The organism is Caballeronia sp. LP006, from assembly GCF_031450995.1.
GTDB lineage: Bacteria > Pseudomonadota > Gammaproteobacteria > Burkholderiales > Burkholderiaceae > Caballeronia.
The window spans coordinates 209,026-224,254 of record NZ_JARTVW010000003.1 but is presented as its reverse complement, the minus strand read 5'-3'; the positions used below and the strand labels follow the sequence as shown (position 1 = coordinate 224,254).

15 protein-coding genes are annotated in these 15,229 nt (G+C 62.8%); 11 read left to right on the top strand and 4 right to left on the bottom strand.

The features are described from left to right. Positions 1–97: 97 nt before the first annotated feature. The 7 genes from P9250_RS05725 to P9250_RS05695 all read left to right on the top strand — a co-directional run bounded on the left by P9250_RS05725 (position 98) and on the right by P9250_RS05695 (position 5,802). Positions 98–1,189: a toxic anion resistance protein gene (locus P9250_RS05725; protein ID WP_310391684.1), complete on the top strand. Its 1,092-nt coding sequence runs from the start codon at positions 98–100 to the stop codon at positions 1,187–1,189. Between the two features lie 13 nt (positions 1,190–1,202). Then, positions 1,203–1,964, top strand: coding sequence for a VWA domain-containing protein (locus P9250_RS05720; RefSeq protein ID WP_309846728.1), 762 nt, complete (start codon positions 1,203–1,205; stop codon positions 1,962–1,964). Between the two features lie 37 nt (positions 1,965–2,001). Beyond that, complete coding sequence (locus tag P9250_RS05715; RefSeq protein WP_310391682.1) at positions 2,002–3,027, top strand: DUF475 domain-containing protein; 1,026 nt, start codon at positions 2,002–2,004, stop codon at positions 3,025–3,027. A 68-nt stretch (positions 3,028–3,095) separates the two neighbouring features. Continuing rightward, positions 3,096–3,761 (top strand): TerD family protein, encoded by a 666-nt coding sequence (locus P9250_RS05710; protein ID WP_250511101.1) that lies wholly within the window; start codon positions 3,096–3,098, stop codon positions 3,759–3,761. A gap of 45 nt (positions 3,762–3,806) precedes the next feature. Further along, the gene (locus P9250_RS05705) at positions 3,807–4,676 is read left to right on the top strand and encodes a hypothetical protein (protein WP_310391678.1); all 870 of its coding nucleotides are present in this window, start codon (positions 3,807–3,809) and stop codon (positions 4,674–4,676) included. 28 nt (positions 4,677–4,704) lie between these two features. Beyond that, positions 4,705–5,349 carry an HAD-IB family hydrolase gene (locus P9250_RS05700; protein ID WP_310391677.1) on the top strand — a complete coding sequence of 215 codons (645 nt, stop codon included), beginning with the start codon at positions 4,705–4,707 and terminating at the stop codon, positions 5,347–5,349. 111 nt (positions 5,350–5,460) lie between these two features. After that, positions 5,461–5,802, top strand: coding sequence for a zinc ribbon domain-containing protein YjdM (locus P9250_RS05695; protein WP_310391675.1), 342 nt, complete (start codon positions 5,461–5,463; stop codon positions 5,800–5,802). Positions 5,803–5,829: 27 nt separating this feature from the next. On the opposite strand, the gene P9250_RS05690 is transcribed toward P9250_RS05695, so the two are convergent. Continuing rightward, the gene (locus P9250_RS05690) at positions 5,830–6,612 is read right to left on the bottom strand and encodes a phosphatase PAP2 family protein (RefSeq protein WP_310391673.1); all 783 of its coding nucleotides are present in this window, start codon (positions 6,610–6,612) and stop codon (positions 5,830–5,832) included. 221 nt (positions 6,613–6,833) lie between these two features. On the opposite strand from P9250_RS05690, the gene fae reads away from it, so the two are divergent. The 4 genes from fae to P9250_RS05670 all read left to right on the top strand — a co-directional run bounded on the left by fae (position 6,834) and on the right by P9250_RS05670 (position 11,289). Further along, entirely contained in the window at positions 6,834–7,346 is a 513-nt protein-coding gene (gene fae / locus P9250_RS05685) for a formaldehyde-activating enzyme (protein ID WP_244829806.1), read from the top strand. Positions 7,347–7,356: 10 nt separating this feature from the next. Beyond that, positions 7,357–8,394: an aldo/keto reductase gene (locus tag P9250_RS05680; RefSeq protein WP_244829807.1), complete on the top strand. Its 1,038-nt coding sequence runs from the start codon at positions 7,357–7,359 to the stop codon at positions 8,392–8,394. Further along, a complete protein-coding gene (locus tag P9250_RS05675; RefSeq protein ID WP_310391668.1) occupies positions 8,391–9,830 on the top strand; it encodes an NAD-dependent succinate-semialdehyde dehydrogenase in 1,440 nt (479 codons plus the stop codon). Before P9250_RS05680 ends, P9250_RS05675 begins: the two co-directional genes overlap by 4 nt. Positions 9,831–9,930: 100 nt before the next feature. Further along, positions 9,931–11,289: an MFS transporter gene (locus P9250_RS05670; RefSeq protein WP_409014858.1), complete on the top strand. Its 1,359-nt coding sequence runs from the start codon at positions 9,931–9,933 to the stop codon at positions 11,287–11,289. 6 nt (positions 11,290–11,295) lie between these two features. On the opposite strand, the gene P9250_RS05665 is transcribed toward P9250_RS05670, so the two are convergent. From P9250_RS05665 to P9250_RS05655, 3 genes are all read right to left on the bottom strand, one after another. Further along, entirely contained in the window at positions 11,296–12,186 is an 891-nt protein-coding gene (locus P9250_RS05665; RefSeq protein ID WP_310391666.1) for a LysR substrate-binding domain-containing protein, read from the bottom strand. A gap of 310 nt (positions 12,187–12,496) precedes the next feature. Beyond that, positions 12,497–13,414 (bottom strand): LysR substrate-binding domain-containing protein, encoded by a 918-nt coding sequence (locus P9250_RS05660; protein ID WP_244829810.1) that lies wholly within the window; start codon positions 13,412–13,414, stop codon positions 12,497–12,499. Positions 13,415–13,570: 156 nt separating this feature from the next. After that, entirely contained in the window at positions 13,571–15,229 is a 1,659-nt protein-coding gene (locus tag P9250_RS05655; protein ID WP_250469083.1) for a GMC family oxidoreductase, read from the bottom strand.

Genomic DNA, 15,229 nt, shown 5'->3' with positions numbered 1-15,229 from the left:
GGAACCTTTACTTCGCGCGTCCAATGCCCGGGGTTGCCGGGGGCGTTCATCGACAAACCATAGCTTGGCATTACTTAGAATAACGAGATAGAGAAAAATGAAACCCATTTTTGGGGATGGCAACGCGAAGCCTTTTCACCTCGCGACAGACGACACGCGCGGCGATGCATCGCCGTCATCGACGCCGGTCCTGCGTGACGCGGCCAAAACGGTTCGCGAAGCCTCGGCCGAACTACTCACGGACGATCAGATCGACCAGCTTGGCGCCACGGCCGGCGAGCGCGTCGCCAGCCTTTCGCAGCGTCTTCTGTCCGAGGCGCGTGCCTCCGACGCCGATCACTTTGGCGAGTTGCTCAACAACCTGACCGTGACCGCCAAGGGCCTCGACCCTGCTTCCATCCAAAAACGCGGCCTGGCCGGGAAACTATTGTCGATGTTCAGATCGACCCGGGAACAGTTGCTCGCCCAGTTCGATTCAGTGGAGAAGCGCATCGGTACGCTCGTCGTCGAACTGGAGGCCACGGCGAGCCGGCAGAACCGCGATATCGCGGAACTGGATCAGATGTACGCGGACAACTACGAAACGTTCCGCCAGTTCGAAGCGGCCAAGGCGCATGGCGAGGCTTCGCTCGAGTCGTACCGCGTGGCGCTTGCGCAAGAGCCTCAAGCCGGCGACGCGTTCGCCGCGCAACGCATGATGGACACGCGTCGCCGCGCAAACGCACTGGCGCAAAAAATCGACGACTTGAGCCGCGCCATGCTGATGGCCGAACAACTCGCGCCGCAGATCCGCATGGAGCAGGATCACAAGCGAACGCTCATCTCCAAGTTCGGCACGGCGAAAACCGTGTTGATTCCCGCGTGGACCAACGCGTTCTCGCTCTACATCAAGCAACTGAGTTCGAAGAAGGCGGCCGACCTCGCGAACGCCACGTTCGATGCCGCCGACATGGCGCTACGCGCGCAGGCCGACCAACTGCATGCCAACGCCGGCGCGGTGACGAGACTGGCGGAGCGTCCCGTCATCGCGACCGAAACCTTCGAATACACGCAGCAGAAGTTGTTCGCCGCGCTCGACGAAATGGCAAAGATCATCGACGAAGGCCAACGCAAACGCAAAGCCGACGAACCGCAGCTGCGCAAGCTCGAGCAGGATCTCATCGCCCGGTTCAACGACCGTAACCACTAAAAGAAAATCTCGCATGTCCATCATCAACCTCAATAAACCGGCCCTCGCTGCGCGCGCCGACAGCGTTGCGATCATCCTGAGCAAGCGTAGCCTGCCGCGTCCGCCCATCGTGCGAGTAGCGGCGGCGCTGGACATCTCGGGTTCAGCGAAGGGTCTGTACGAATCCGGGATCATCCAGGAAACGCATGACCGCATGCTTGGCATCGCCATGAAGTTCGATGACAACGGCGAAATCGATACCTGGACCTTCACTGACACCTTCGACCGCCTGCCCACGGCGACGCCCGAAAACTATGGCGCCTATATCACCGAAGAGGTGATGAAGAATGCGTCGGTGCGCAAGTGGGGCGCGACGGAATACGCGCCTGTGATGACGGATATCGTCAATTTCTTCTTCGCGGCGGCAGCGCCCGATGCGAACGACAAGCCTGGCTTTTTCCGCCGGCTTTTCGGCGCGCCGCAGAACGACGTCACCGTCGCCAATGCCGCACCCGCCAACAACATGCCCGTGTGGGTCCTGTTCGTGACGGATGGACAGAACCCTGCTTTCGACCGCGCGCGCGTCTGGAAGCTGCTGCGCGAGACGCAGAAGTTCCCGATCTACTGGTCGCTCATCGGCGTGGGTAATCCCGACGAATTCGCCTTCCTCGAAGAAGTCGCCGAGCAATTGCCGAATGCAGGCTTCCTGCATCTCGAATCGCTCGACATCTCCGATCAGGCGATCTACGAGCAACTCATTACCGAGGAATTCTGTGACTGGGTGCGCGGCAAGTAAGCGATTCATCCCGGCCATTTTTTCTCTCGAGCAATACATGATCAAGCAATTCAACATCCCGTTCGCGTTGACGTTCATCGCGCTCGTGCTCGCATTCCTGATCGGCGGCGTGAAGGACATGATCCTCGTGGCCGTGCTGTGCGTGCTCGAAGTCTCCCTCTCACTCGATAACGCCGTGGCCAACGCGGCCGTCCTGCGCAACTGGTCGGACAAGTGGCGCGACCGTTTCATGACGTTCGGCCTGCCGGTCGCCGTGATCGGCATGCGGCTGCTGTTTCCGCTGCTGATCGTCGCGGTGGCGGGCGGCATTGGCTTGTGGCAGGCCGCCAGGCTCGCGCTCGAAGCGCCGGATCAGTACGCCGCCATTCTGACTTCGGCGCATCACGAAGTCTCGGCATTCGGCGGCGCGTTTCTCTTGATGGTGTTCTTCGGCTTCATGTTCAACGCCGACAAGGAAGAACATTGGATCGAGGTCATCGAGAAGCCCTTCGCGCGACTGGGCCGCCTCTCTGCGATTGAAGTGGCGCTGACGCTCGGCATCATCGCGCTCGTTTCCACCCAGTTGCCGGACGGCGAGCGCGCATCGTTTCTGCTGGCGGGCGGCGGCGGCGTCATCGCCTTCATCGTCGCGCATGGCGTCGGCGATCTGGTCGGCGGCGACGCGACCGGCGAACGGATCGTGCGCGAAGGCGTCGCGGGTTTCATGTACCTCGAAGTACTCGATTCGTCGTTCAGCTTCGACGGCGTGATCGGCGCATTCGCCCTGACCAACAACATCTTCCTGATTGCGCTCGGACTCGGCGTGGGCGCGGCTTATATCCGTCAGATGACGCTGATCCTGCTCAAGAAAGGAACGCTCGCGCAATATCGCTTTCTGGAACACGGCGCGTTCTGGGCGATCGGCGCGCTTGCGGCAATCATGCTGTGCGTCAACGTCGACGTTCCGGAAGTAGTCACGGGGCTAATCGGCGCATGCACGATCGGCGTTGCGGTCGTCAGTTCGATCATCGTGCAACGTCGCGAAGTCACGCGCGACGCGACTTCCGACAACCCTGCTTCCTGATCCAGACGCGCCGCCCGGAATCGCGGCGCGATCCAAAACCTTCAAACGAGAGCAAGTAATCCATGTCAATGATCAATCTGTCCAAGGGCGGCCGGATCAATCTGTCGAAAGAAGCGCCGCATGCAAGCAAATTCCGCATCGGCCTGGGGTGGGACGCCAATGCCACCGATACCGGCGACAACTTCGACCTCGACGTCTCCGTGTTCCTGTGCAAATACGACGAACAGAGCAATCCGAAGCTCTTGTCGCAGAAGCACTTCATCTTCTACAACACGGAAATTCGCACGCTCGACCGCGAAACCACGTTTTTCCAGCCCGGCGACGAATGGCCACGAAAGGGCATGTCGTCGTCCGAGTGTCTCGGCGTCGTGCATAGCGGCGACAATCAAACCGGTAGCGGCGGTGGCGACGACGAAGTCATCTTCATCGACAGCAAGAAACTCGAGGCTGCGGTGGACGAAATTTCGGTCGTCGTGACGATCGATCGCGCAGCAGAGCGCAAGCAGAACTTCGGACAGGTTCGCAACAGCTACATCGAAATCTCCGAGGAAGATACCGGCAAGGTGCTCGCCCGTTATCCGCTCGAAGAAGATTTCTCGCTGGAAACCGCCGTGCAGGTGGGAAGCTTCTATCGTCGCGACGGACAGTTCATGTTCAAGGCCGTCGGCATGGGCTACAACCGTGGGCTCGCGGATTTCGTCGCCGCTTATGGCGGCCGCGTCGACCGCGCCTGAAACGGAGATTTGTCATGGCGTGGCGTTACCGGCAAGAGTATGCGAATGTCCAGTGAACCCGGACCGCTGAGCTTCCCGGACACACCGGGCACGTTGCAAGTCGACGATTCCCGAGCCGACCGCAGTTCCAATGCGCGCAGCAACGTCGTCCGTGAGCCATCCGTGCGCCCGCTTTTTGTGTCGCGCGAGGAGCGCGCCGCGAGCGCACCGCAAAGCTTGGGCGAGCCGGGAAAGACGCTCTTCGGAGAAGCTGGCCATCCGTTGCTGAACCAGTGTTTCGAGTGCGCGCGCCAACAGTTTCCCGGCCTGTATCCTCGACAGCAGGCACGTATCGAACGCGCGATTCGCCGGCTCGTACCGCCACGGCTCGAACACATCGTCGTCATGGCCGAAGCGCCGTTGCATGCATGCGGCGAGGCTGTCGAAACGTTCACCCGCATGATGCGCGACTTCGCCGAACTGGATGGCGCCGGCCTGATGCGCGACCTGCTCGAGCGTGCTGCACATAAACCCGGTCTGATCGACCGCCTGACAGGCCGATACCTGGGCACGGAAACGCCGGAACTGGATTTTCGCGGCCTCCTGACCACGCTCAAGACTTCGTTGCACTCGTTCCCGGCGCGCGTGAAGTCGTCGCGGCAACACATCGCGGAAGCGCACGACGGTCTGGCTATCGGTCTTGCTGCCTTGAGCGCCGTCGCCGATTTGCCGGAGCCCTCGGACAACGCGAGCGCCGCGCGCGCATTGCTCGATCGCCGCGCGATGGTGCGTCAGGCGTTTCAGCAACTCGAACTGTTGTCCCTGCAAGTCGATGCGTTCGAAACCGATGTTGTCGATCTGCTTGCGCGCGCCGATCAACTGATGAACGTGACCCTCCCCGCCGCCCTGGCTGCGCGGTCGCAGCCCAAGCGTTGAGAAACGAGCGTTTTACATGGAGCCTTCGATGTCCAAGCAACACCGCACCGTCGCCGCATTCGATTTCGACGGCACCATTACCACCGGCGACAGCCTCAAGGCTTTCGTGCTGCACACCGTCGGGCCGATTCGTTTCGCCACATCGGCCATATGGGCGGCGCCGGCGCTGACGGGCATGGCATTAGGCCGATGCGACCGCGGAACCGCGAAGGCCGAGTATTTGAAGTACGCTCTGAAACACGTCTCGCGCGATGCGCTACAACTCGCTGCCCAAAGCTTCTGTGCCACGCGCCTGCCGGCCATGATCCGGCCGGAGATGATCGAACGCGTGCGGCAACATCAGGCGCTTGGGCACGAGGTGGTGATCGTGAGCGCGTCGCCTTCTCTGTATCTTCGTCTCTGGGCGCAGACCATTGGAATCGGCACGGTGCTATCGACCGAACTGGAATTGACGGAATCGGGATACGCGGGCCGGTTCATCGGCGCCAATTGCTGGGGGCCGGAGAAAGTCGAGCGTCTGAAGGCATGGTGGGGCGCATATCGCCCAATGACCTTGTATGCCTATGGCGACAGCGCGGGCGACAAGGAGATGGCCGAAGCCGCCGACGTTCCATGGATTCGCGGATGCGGCGCCTTGCCGACCTTGCCAGCCCTGAGCGATACTCATTATTAAGACAGCGCGGGAGTCGGCAGGCGATCTTCGACCGCTATACTTCGTCCCGCTTATTCGTTCCGCTTTTTCGTTCCGCTTTCCGCACCACCTGTTCGCATCGAAGGACCCCGCATGACCGCCCTGCCCCCGTGCCCCCAATGCCATTCCGAATTCACCTACGAAGACGGCAAGCTCTTCATTTGCCCCGAATGCGCGCATGAATGGTCGGCCGATGAATCTCCCGCCGCCGAAGCCGAAACGAAGGTTTATCGCGATTCGGCGGGCAACATTCTGCAAGACGGCGACACCGTCGCCATCATCAAGGATCTCAAGCTGAAGGGCTCGTCCGGCGTACTCAAGATGGGTACGAAGGTCAAGAACATCCGCCTTGTCGATAGCGATCACGATATCGATTGCAAGATCGACGGCTTCGGCGCCATGAGTCTCAAGTCCGAATTCGTCAAGAAGATCTGAGCGCGCACGTCGTGGACGAGGTGCGCCTTACCTCGTCCGCATGCCGCTAGCCGGCACGCGGCGCGCCAACTCCGCCAGGCCGATACAAAACGCGAGCCACGCGCCGCCCGAGGCGAATCCGCCCGCGACATCCGTCAGAAAATGCACGCCGATCACCACGCGGCTCGTGCCGATCAGCAGCACTAGAAGACAGGTCGAAGCGACGATGAGGGCATCGCCGCCGCGCGAGGCGACGCGCATCAACACATAGGCGCACATGCCGTAGCAGACCATCGATCCGAACGAATGGCCGCTCGGAAACGAATAGCTCTCGGGCAACGGCACGAGCGCGCCGATGGGCCGCTCGCGATGCATCGACAGCTTGAGCACGCGATTGAGCAGACCGCCCAGGCTCGTCGTCGCGATCAGAAAGAGCGCCAGTCCGACGTGCCGCTTCCACGCCAGCGCCACGCAGACGAGCGCGCACAACAACGCCAGGAACAGCGGATCGCCAAGATGCGTCAAGCGCGCGAAGCTCTGCGCGGCCAGCGGCGGCACGCCTTTGCGAATGCTATCGAGCAGAAGCTGATCGGCGCTCGAAAACGCCTCGCCGCGCTCGACGCGCGTCGCGATTGCCGCGAACACCATTACGCCGCACGCAAGCGGAACCAGCGCCGCGAACACGACGAGCGTCCTCTGCGTGGGCGGTTCGCGCGTGTCGAGCACGCGCACGAACGCGCTCCAGGCGAGCGCCGCGCCAAGCGGCGCCGCCACGAGCACGAACGCGATGACCCACAACGCGTGAGCTTCTGCTAAGCCTGCATAGTCCATCGATCGACAACCTCCGTTTGATTCGACTCGGCTAGACGTTTCTACCATGCCTGCCGCCGATGGAAATTAGGACGGACTAAGTCGAGCTTCGGATTCGCCCTACGGGTACTCCCGGAGTTGATTGAATCTCACACCCACGCTGACAAATCGTCGATTCCTCATCGCGCGACGCCCGCCGCAAAATCGGTTCATCCTCAACGTAACGCAAAGGATTGGAGTCCATGCGAAAGAATCTGTATATCGGCGAAGGCTTCGAGGGACCGGGCGTGAATCTCGCCCATATCAACGTGCTGGTCGGTCCGCGCGACGGTCCCGCCGGTCAGGCCTTCGCCACCGCGCTCGCGACGCCATCGGCCGGGCACGCGCCCTTCGTCGTGATCGCACGGCCCGGCGTGCCGACCAAGCCGCTCACGCTCTACGTGAACAAGGCGCCGATCGACGGCGACTTCCACGGCAACGCGACCTGGGGCGCATCGCAGGCCGGCATAGCGAAAGCCGTGGCCGAAGCGCTCGAACAAGGCACGCTGCCGCCCGAGGCGGAGAACGAGTGGGTGGTCGTATCGGCGAACTGGGTGAATCCCAAGACCGACGATCTCGACGCCGTCTTCGAGAACAACTATCGCGCGTGCAGGAACGCAATCGTCGCGGCCATGGAAGGCTTGCCGTATCGACATGCCGTGTTCGAGGCGGCGCGCGATGTCTCGAATCCGTTCTACACGCCGAAGAAGCGCTGAGGAGACGACCATGGAATACGTACGTCTCGGCCAGTCCGGACTCAAGGTTTCGCGCTTGTGTCTCGGCACCATGAACATGGGCACGCCGCAATGGAAGCCCTGGATTTTCGATGAAGCGCAAAGCGAGCCGATCGTGCGCCATGCGCTCGATGCGGGCGTGAACTTCATCGATCTCGCCGATTTTTATTCGACCGGCGTCGGCGAGGAAGTGGTCGGCCGCATCCTGAAGCGGCTCGTGCGGCGCGAGGATATCGTCGTCACCACGAAGGTGGGCTACGACATGGCGAGCACGCCGAACGCGGGCGGCCATTCGCGCAAGCATGTGATGGACGGCATCGACGCGTCGCTCAAGCGTCTCGACATGGACTACGTCGACATTTACATGCTGCATTTTTTCGACGTGAACACGCCCGTCGAAGAAACCCTGGCCGCGCTCGACGATATCGTGCGCGCGGGCAAGGCGCGCTATATCGGCGTCTCGACGATGTACACCTGGCAGTTCGCCAAGATCGTGCAGGCGTGCGAACGCCACGGCTGGCACAAGCCGATCAACATGCAATTGCAGTTGAACGCCGCGTATCGCGAGGAAGAGCGCGAGATGATTCCGTATTGCATCGATCAGGGCGTCGGCGTGTCGGTGTTCAGTCCGCTCGCGCGCGGCCTGCTGACGAACGACGCCGGCTCGAATCGCAATCAGACGGACTTCTTCACCGCGCAAATGTATGGCGATGCCGCTTCGCGCAGCGTCGCGGCATCGGTGGCGCGAGTGGCGGCGCGACGCGGCGTGACGTCCGCGCAGATTGCCCAGGCATGGGTGCTGAACCGTCCGGGTGTGTCGAGCATGCTGGTTGGCGCGGATTCGGCCGCGCAGTTCGACAGCGCGCTCGCCGCGCTCGACACGCATCTCAGCGACGACGAAATGCACGAGCTCGACCGCAACTACACACCGTGCGATCTCATCAACGATTACACGGCGGGACGGCGTATCGCCCGCGAAGCGCGTGAGGCGCGCGGCGCATTCGACGAACTCATGGAGCGCGCGGCATGAGCGACCTTTTACGATCCGGCCATTACATCGACGGCGCGTGGCGAGAAAGCGCAAGCACGTATGCCGTGCGCAACCCAGCGACGGGCGAAGTCATCGCGAACGTGGCGCGCGGCGGCAGCGCGGAGACATCGCTTGCAATCGATGCCGCGAGCAACGCGCTGCCCGCGTGGCGCGCGCTCACGGCGAAGGAACGCGCCGCCCGCGTCAAGCGTTGGGGCGAACTCATGCTCGCCAACCGCGACGCGCTCGCCGCCCTGCTCACGCGCGAGCAAGGCAAACCGCTTGCCGAAGCGCTCGGCGAAGTGGCCTACGCCGCGAGCTTCCTCGAATGGTTCGCGGAAGAAGCGAAGCGCAGCTACGGCGACGTGATCCCGAGCCCGAAGCCGCATTCGCGGATCATCGTCACGCGCGAGCCAGTCGGCGTGGTCGCGGCCATCACGCCGTGGAACTTCCCGCTCGCGATGATCACGCGCAAAGCCGGCCCCGCCATTGCGGTCGGTTGCACGATGGTGCTGAAGCCATCGGAGGAGACGCCGTTATCGGCCTTCGCGCTGGCGGTGCTGGCGGAAGAGGCGGGCATTCCGGCCGGCGTGTTCAACATCGTATCGGGCGATGCGGTGGCTATCGGCGAGACGCTCACGGCGTCGCCGCACGTGCGCAAGCTCTCGTTCACCGGCTCGACGCGCGTCGGCAAACTGCTCTCGAAGCAATCCGCGGATACGCTCAAGAAGCTTTCGCTGGAACTCGGCGGCAACGCGCCCTTCATCGTGTTCGACGACGCCGATATCGACGCCGCCGTGCAAGGCGCGATGGCATCGAAGTTCCGCAACACGGGGCAGACGTGCGTGTGCGTGAATCGCTTCTACGTGCAGGACGGCGTCTACGATGCCTTCACGCAAGCCCTGACGCGCGCCGTGCACGCCTTGCGAGCGGGCAACGGTCTCGAAGGCGCGTTCGATCAAGGTCCGCTCATCAACGAGGCGGCGCTCGAGAAAGTGAAGACCCATGTCGCGGATGCCGTGCAAAAAGGCGCCAAGGTGCTGACAGGCGGCAAAGCGCATGCATTGGCCGGAACGTTCTACGAGCCGACCGTGCTCGCCGATGCCATACCTTCGATGCTGATCGCGGAGGAGGAAACCTTCGGCCCGGTCGCGGCGTGTTTCCGCTTCGCGACCGAGGAAGAAGTCGTCGCGCTCGCGAACGACACGCCCTACGGCCTGTCGGCCTACTTCTATACGCGCGATCTGGGCCGCGCGTGGCGTGTCGCTCAGGCGCTGGAAAGCGGCATGGTCGGCATCAACGAGGGAATCATCTCGACGGAAGTCGCGCCGTTCGGCGGCGTGAAGCAGTCGGGGCTCGGCCGTGAAGGTTCGAAGTACGGGCTCGATGAATACGTCGAACTCAAATACATGATGATGGCAGGGCTTGGCCGCTGAGTCATCTTCTGTCGGCGCCGCGCGCACGCCATAACCACAAGCACGCACCAGCACGCGCGCGGCAATTCATGCAGTGGAGGAGACACCCTTGGATACTCGAATCGTCATTCCCGATGCGCTCGATGCGCATCTCGCCTCGTCGCCTGGCGCCGGCCGCGTCACGCTCGACGACGTTCCGCTCAACCGCTTTCATATCAAGATCGCGGGGCTGACGTTCGGCGCGCATTTCACGGAAGGTTATGCGCTTGGCACCATCGGTTACGCGCTGGCGTCGATGAACCGGCAGGTTCCGCTCGATGCGTTCTGGATGGGCATGCTCGGCTCGTCAGCGCTGATCGGCATCTTCTTCGGCAGCCTCGTATTCGGCTGGCTGTCCGACCGGCTCGGGCGGCAGAAGATTTTTCTGCTGAGTTTCATCATCATCACGGCGGCGGCGTTCGCGCAGTTTTACGCGACCACGCCAGCGATGCTTGTTGCGTTGCGCGTGTTGATCGGCTTCGGCATGGGCGGCGACTTCGCGGTCGGTCACGCGATTCTCGCGGAGTTTTCGCCGCGCAAGCATCGCGGCACCCTGCTCGGCTCGTTCAGCGTGATCTGGACCATCGGCTACGTGATTGCGAACGTGCTCGGCATGCATTACGCCAATGCCTCGCCGGACGCCTGGCGCTGGCTGCTCGCCTCGGCCGGCATTCCGGCGTTTCTCGTACTCGTGTTGCGTATCGGCACGCCGGAGTCGCCGCGCTGGCTGCTCGGCCGCGGTCGTGGCGATGAAGCGCGGCGTATCGTGCGCAAGCACTTCGGCCCGAACGTGACGCTCGACGCCGACGCCGGCGAACACTTCGCTCCGCCCGGCGGCTTCGCGCGGCTCTTCAAGCCGGATCTGATCCACCGCACCATCTTCAATTGCGCGTTCTTCGTGTGCCTCGTGATCCCGTATTTCGCGATCTACACATTCCTGCCGAGCATCCTCAAGGCGATCGATCTGAACGAGGGCTCGGGCGCGGATCTGCTGCTCAACGGCGTGCTCGTGATAGGCGCGTTGCTCGGCATCTGGCTGACGATCAAGCTCTCGCGGCGCGCGTTCCTGATCGGCTCGTTCGCGGTGACGTGCGTGTCGCTGCTGGCGCTTGCGGTGCTGCCATCGTCGGCGTCGCTCTGGATGATCGCGGCGTTCGCGCTTTTCACACTGACCATGTCCGCGTTTTCAAACCTGGTCGGCGTGTTTCCGCCCGAGTGCTTTCCGACCGAGGCGCGCGCGTGCGGCGTCGGACTGGCGATTGCATGCAGCCGCCTTGGCTCGGCTATCGGCACGTTTCTGTTGCCACTGGGCATTGCGGGCGTCGGCGTCAAGGTAACGATGCTCGCGCTCGCCGCGGTACTGTTCATCGGGATGCTGGTTTCGATTGCATGGGCGCCGGAAACGAAGCATCTGACGTTGAACGAGGCGAGTGGCAACTGAACTGCTTCAAGGCTGCGCTGCGTTCGCGTTTGTCACCCCTTCGCCACGCAGCCACTCCGCGAACGCCTGCACATGATCCTGCGCGGCAGCCGACGGCCCGATGTCCAGCCAGTATCCATAAGGCCCCGTGGATTCCGCCGGCGACAGTTGCGCAAGCGTGCCGTCGTGCAACTCGTCCGCGATCATGTTGCGGTCCACCACCGCGAGGCCGGTTCCGGCTAGCGCGGCGCGAATCGCCTGATCGAGCGTCGAGAACTCGATGCCGTTTTCCGCGAAACCGCGCGACAGGCTCGCGGCATCGAGCCAGTTCGGCCAAAGCGTGAGGCGCGCGTCGTTGTGCAGAACGTGCAGCGCGGGCAGGCGTTCCAGCAGCGCCACGACGTCCTGGCCCGCATACTTCGACGCGCCGACGAGCACATGCCGCTCGATGAACAGCAACGCCGACCGATGATCCGCCCGCGCCTCGTGCCCGAAGCGGATCGTGCATTGAAACTCGCCCGTGGCGTCGGTGCGCACCGAGAGGTCGATGTCGGGCACCGCGTCCATCAGCGAACCGAGACGTGGCGACAGCCAGCGCGATGCGAACGTCGGCGGCGCGCTCACCGTGAGCCGCTTGCGTTCGCTCTTCGGAGAAATCGAGAGCTTGCGGGTCGTGCGTTCAATGGAATCGAACGCCTCGGAGACGCACGCGAGCAACTCCGTCCCTTGCGCGGTCAGGCGTATGCCTTTGTGATCGCGGTCGAAAAGCCGCGCGCCGAGCGCGTCTTCGAGCAGACGAATCTGGCGGCTGACCGCGCCTGGCGTCACGCACAACGCGGCGGCGGATTTGTTGAAGCTCATGTGGCGCGCGCTTTCTTCGAAGAAGCGTAGCGCGGTGAGTGAGGGCAGGCGGCGCATGGTGTCTCGCTAGATTGGTTTTTTTCCTATGGTAACGAGTCGACAGGCGGTTGCGTCCGGCCTTCGCGGCTCAAACCTAAAAGTCGCCGCAGCCTGAGCGCTACAAAAATCCGCATGAGCCTGTTTTGTAGCCTTCAGGCCGCGAGTCGTGCGCAACGCCGACCGCCACTCGAAGGGCATCGCGCTGTTCTGGTTCACATTCGGCGATGCGGCAATCACGCCCGCCTACGACATCTGACGATGCAGGCTTACAACCCGCCGGGGTTACCCGTGGACGGACGCAAGAGCTCGGCGCCCGGCAACTCGTGACTCATCTTGCCGCCCGCATCCGCGCAAAGCATCGCTGCTGCTCGTCGACCTGTCCGCGCAGCCACTCGCGAAACATCGCGACATGCGGCGCATCGTCCTGTCCAGCGCGCGTCACGAGCCAGTACGACTGATGCCCGTCCACTTCGACATCCAGTAGCGGCACGAGCGCGCCGCGCGCAAGCTCCGGCGCGATCATGTGACGATCCGCGATGGTGACGCCAATGCCATCCACCGCCGCATGGATCGAATGATCGAGCAGGTCGAATTCGTAGCCGTCGTGGGTATCGACATCGTCTATGCCCGCCGCGTTCAGCCAGTGTTGCCAGGTGAGATAGCGCTGATCGTTGCTTGCAAGCACATGCAGCAAGGTGAACGCATTCAGGTCCACCGAGGTCGTCGCGCGCTCGCCCAGCAATTCGGGCGAGCACACGGCGATATGCCGCTCGTTCATCAGCAATTGATTGTCGAGCCCGGCCCATTCGCCGTTGCCGAAGCGAATGGCGCAATCGAGCGCGCCGGATTCGACGAGCTCGTCGGTGCGGCGCGTGGTCAGGGTGACTTCGACTTCAGGCGCGGCGGCACGAAGGGATGGCAGGCGCGGCATGAGCCAGCGGCTCGCGAAGGTCGGCGGCACGTTGATGCGCAAGCGCTTGAGATGCGTCTTCTCCTGAATGCTGCGCACCGTCAGCTCGATGCGATCGAACGACATCTTGAGCGCCTGCAGTAGCAGGCGCCCCGTGGCCGACAACTCCAGATGATGATGACGGCGCAGCAGCAAGGCTTCGCCGAGTTGCGTTTCGAGTTGGCGAACCTGACGGCTCACCGCGCTTTGCGTGACGTGCAGCACTTCCGCCGCACGCGTGAAACTGCCGGTGTGGCCAGCCACTTCGAAAGCCCTGAGCGCGTTCAGGGCGGGCATCTTCCGCTTCAAAACTGTCTCCTGTCTCGTCTGACGTGCGCGCATTTAACACGCGCTTCACGCCAGTCGTGCCGCTCTTTGGCAGCATTTTACGAATCGAGTCAAATTATGCCGGTTATCCGACCGGCGGCGGCGCGCAACCTAGACCCGCTTCGTTCATGCGGCGACGGGAAGTTCGAGCGGCTTCAACGCCTCGACCACCCCACGACGCGAATCTTCGAGAATCATGTCCGCGCCCTTCTCGGCGACCATCATCGTCGGCGCGTTGAGGTTGCCGGAGGTGATGTTCGGGAACACCGACGCATCGACGATGCGCAAACCCTCGATGCCATGCACGCGCAGACGCTCGTCGACCACGGAGGTGCGCGCGTCCGGACCCATCGCGCAGGAACCGCACAGGTGATAGATCGAGCCGGACTGGTCGCGGAAATACGCGAGCATGTCTTCGTCGCTCTTCACGCCCGGTCCCGGCGAGATTTCCTCGGCCGTGACCTGGCGCAGCGCCTTCGTGCCCATGATGCGGCGAATGAGCTTGCTGCCCTGAATGACTTCGCGGATATCCTTCGCCGTCGTCAGCGCGTTGATGCGGATCTTCGCCGCATCCTCGACCTTCGCCGACGCAATTTCCACCGAACCGCGGCTCGTCGGACGGCACGGATTGAAGCACAGCAAAAAGCCCGAGTACGGTTCCGGTTCGAGTTGCGCCTTGCTGCTCTTCGGAATGCGGTACGACAGCGGGTTGAAGTAGAGCTGCAGGTTTGGCTCCAGCTCGTCGTCGGCGCCCTTGAAGAAGCCGCCCGCCTGGTTCACGCTCATGGCGAGCGGTCCCTTGCGCGTCATCAGATATTGCAGCGCCACCTTCGCCTTGCCGATGAGCGAACCCAACTGGTCGTTCAGCGTCTTTACCGTCGCGCGATAGTAAAAGCTCACGCACAGATGGTCCTGCAGATTCTTGCCGACCGCCGGCAGCTCATGCACGAGCGTCACGCCATGCTTCGCGAGCAACTCCGCTTCGCCGATACCGGAGAGTTGCATGAGCTTCGGCGTATCGACGGCACCCGCCGAGAGAATTACTTCGCGCTTCGCCCGGAACTGCAAGTCCTGGCCATTACGCGAGGCGAGCACGCCCATGGCGCGCGCGCCGTCGAACAACACGCGGCGCACCGTCACGTTGCGCTCGATCTTCAGATTGCCGCGCTCCATCACCGGATGCAGATACTCGAAGCTGCTCGACGAACGCTGACCGTCGCGCGTGTTGACATCGTAGATGCCCGCGCCTTCGTACTTCGGGCCGTTGAAGTCGTCGGTGCGCGGAAAGCCCGCTTCTTCCGCGGCTTGCAGAAAGTCCTGGCAGATCGGATGCGCGTCGTCCTTCATCGGCGAAACGCGGATCTTGCCGTTCGCGCCGTGATACTCCGTGTTGCCAAGCGGATGCGATTCCACGCGACGGAAATACGGCAGCACGTCCTTGAAGCTCCAGCCGCGATTGCCCGCTTTCGCCCAGTCGTCGAAATCGTGCGGCTGGCCGCGCACGTAGATCATCGCGTTGATGGAGCCGGAGCCGCCCTGCACCTTGCCGCGCGGGCAATACAGCTTGCGGTCGTTCAGCTGCGCTTCCGGCTCGCTGTAGTACATCCAGTTGTATTCGGGGTTGTAGTAGGTCTTGGTGAAGCCGACCGGGACCTTGAACCAGAACGACGCGTCCTCGCCGCCCGCTTCGAGCAGCAGGACCGAATACTGTCCCGACTCCGTCAGACGGTTGGCGAGAATGCAGCCCGCCGAACCCGCGCCCACGATGATGTAATCGAATTCCAT

Excerpts from the sequence above, each read along its gene's own strand:
- P9250_RS05710 (WP_250511101.1), top strand. The coding sequence starts at position 3,096 with ATGATCAATCTGTCCAAGGGCGGCCGGATCAATCTGTCGAAAGAAGCG.
- P9250_RS05690 (WP_310391673.1), bottom strand. The coding sequence starts at position 6,612 with ATGGACTATGCAGGCTTAGCAGAAGCTCACGCGTTGTGGGTCATCGCG.
- P9250_RS05665 (WP_310391666.1), bottom strand. The coding sequence starts at position 12,186 with ATGCGCCGCCTGCCCTCACTCACCGCGCTACGCTTCTTCGAAGAAAGC.
- P9250_RS05725 (WP_310391684.1), top strand. The coding sequence starts at position 98 with ATGAAACCCATTTTTGGGGATGGCAACGCGAAGCCTTTTCACCTCGCG.
- P9250_RS05715 (WP_310391682.1), top strand. The coding sequence starts at position 2,002 with ATGATCAAGCAATTCAACATCCCGTTCGCGTTGACGTTCATCGCGCTC.
- P9250_RS05700 (WP_310391677.1), top strand. The coding sequence starts at position 4,705 with ATGTCCAAGCAACACCGCACCGTCGCCGCATTCGATTTCGACGGCACC.
- P9250_RS05680 (WP_244829807.1), top strand. The coding sequence starts at position 7,357 with ATGGAATACGTACGTCTCGGCCAGTCCGGACTCAAGGTTTCGCGCTTG.
- P9250_RS05705 (WP_310391678.1), top strand. The coding sequence starts at position 3,807 with ATGTCCAGTGAACCCGGACCGCTGAGCTTCCCGGACACACCGGGCACG.
- P9250_RS05695 (WP_310391675.1), top strand. The coding sequence starts at position 5,461 with ATGACCGCCCTGCCCCCGTGCCCCCAATGCCATTCCGAATTCACCTAC.
- fae (WP_244829806.1), top strand. The coding sequence starts at position 6,834 with ATGCGAAAGAATCTGTATATCGGCGAAGGCTTCGAGGGACCGGGCGTG.
- P9250_RS05720 (WP_309846728.1), top strand. The coding sequence starts at position 1,203 with ATGTCCATCATCAACCTCAATAAACCGGCCCTCGCTGCGCGCGCCGAC.
- P9250_RS05655 (WP_250469083.1), bottom strand. The coding sequence starts at position 15,229 with ATGGAATTCGATTACATCATCGTGGGCGCGGGTTCGGCGGGCTGCATT.
- P9250_RS05660 (WP_244829810.1), bottom strand. The coding sequence starts at position 13,414 with ATGCCCGCCCTGAACGCGCTCAGGGCTTTCGAAGTGGCTGGCCACACC.
- P9250_RS05675 (WP_310391668.1), top strand. The coding sequence starts at position 8,391 with ATGAGCGACCTTTTACGATCCGGCCATTACATCGACGGCGCGTGGCGA.